This is a genomic window from Acinetobacter sp. YH01019 (assembly GCF_013420285.1).
Taxonomy (GTDB): domain Bacteria; phylum Pseudomonadota; class Gammaproteobacteria; order Pseudomonadales; family Moraxellaceae; genus Acinetobacter; species Acinetobacter gandensis.
Genome location: NZ_VOYM01000173.1, coordinates 1 through 1,676 on the forward strand (window position 1 = coordinate 1; position 1,676 = coordinate 1,676).

1 pseudogene is annotated in these 1,676 nt (G+C 47.9%); it reads right to left on the reverse strand.

Annotation, left to right across the window (positions count from 1 at the left end):
• Positions 1-185: 185 nt before the first annotated feature.
• Positions 186-1,607, reverse strand: a pseudogene (locus FTT84_RS17720) (IS66 family transposase); the annotation flags it as partial.
• Between the last annotated feature and the right edge of the window lie 69 nt (positions 1,608-1,676).

Sequence of the window (1,676 nt, forward strand, 5' to 3'; positions counted from 1 at the left end):
CGATTATCTAGCCCTTGTCCGGCTATGGCTGCCAGAAGGGTACGCCTCTCACGATTGATACCCCGCACCTTGCGGTGCCTCGTTACATTGTCGAAGGCGCTCTTTATTCAGCCTTCTAGATTCACCCAGTGACACGGGTGGTTCCCGCAGGGGGAACAACTTCATTAAGCGACTTCGTGTCGCACCTCAACCCAATTATTATCTATAGGTAGATTGCCATCATCCAGATAGCGGCTTAAGGCTGGCCAACGCTTCAGACTGTAATTGATGGCCTTGGCGGTTGGAGAACTCGATGGCACCGTCAGATAATGTTGGTTGAGCCATTCATACAGTTGTTGCATCACCGGTTGGCTGTGCTGTTGTCGGTATTCGCGGCGGTGTTCTGCTGTACTATCGGTCTTTTTCCTGAGTTCTGCTTCTATCGCATACAGTTTCTGAATCATCAGTAATACCTGTTCAGCGATCTGACTTTTCCCAGTCACATGTAGCTCATGGAATTTACGACGTGCATGCGCCATGCAGCCCACCTCAATGACATCGCCTGATTTAAAGCGTGCTTTATAACCACTGTAATCATCACAGACCAGATGGCCCTGCCAGCCATTCAGGAACTCTTCTGCATGCTGACCTGAACGGCTATCCTGAAAGTCATAGATCACCGCTTGAACTGGATTGTACTGTGTAGTGGCATAGGCCCAGACATAACCTTTCTTCGGTTTTTTCTCATCATCACCCATCCGCATGATGGTGACCGGCGTTTCATCGGCATGGATTACCCGCTGTTGCAACACCACCTGTTTTAAGGCATTGGCCAGAGGTTCCAGTTCCACACCGCAGCGACCAATCCAGTCAGATAAAGTGGATCTGGACAGATCAATGCCAGCCCGCTGATAGATCAGGCGCTGACGGTACAGCGGCAAATGATCGGCATACTTCGATACCAACACATGGCTGAGCAATTCAGGTGAAGCAATGCCTTTATCAATCACATAGGCGGGCATCGCTTGCTGAGTCAGGGTGTCACACTGATCACAGACCCATTTGCCACGCACATGCTGTTCCTTATAGAACTGTGCCGGTCTGAAATGCAGTTTTTCACTGATATCTTCGCCGATACGACGCAAGGTGCAGCCACAAGCACATTGGGTTGATGTTGGTTCATGCTCAATACGGATGGTGTGTAGATGATCGGGCAGCAGTCGACGTTTAGGTTTATTTGCTTTGGCTTTGTGTGTCGCTGCATCGGTTTTATCTGCATTCAGCCGTTCCAGTTCCAGATCAACGGCTGCAATATCTTCTTCGACCGCTTCATCCCAGAGATGGATTTGTTTTGCAGTGAGATGTTCGTTTTTACTGCCGAATTTGTGCTGTTTAAATAGTGCGAGTTCATGCTCGTATTTTTGATTGAGAATAGAAAGATGTTGAACTTGAGCATCTAATTGCTGATTGGATACTTCAAGATGCTGAACTTTGGTATCTAATTGTTGGTTTGATTTTTCTAATTCTTGATTTGATTGTGCCAGAGACTGATGCTGCATCGCCAACTGCCGGGTAAATTCCAGCAGTTGTTCATGGGTCAGTTGGCTTAAATCAGGCAGCATTTTCATGACCGCAGTATGCCTGAGGTCATGACGCAGAGGAAATAGAACGTTTGGAGAATAGCAGAATGGACCAGC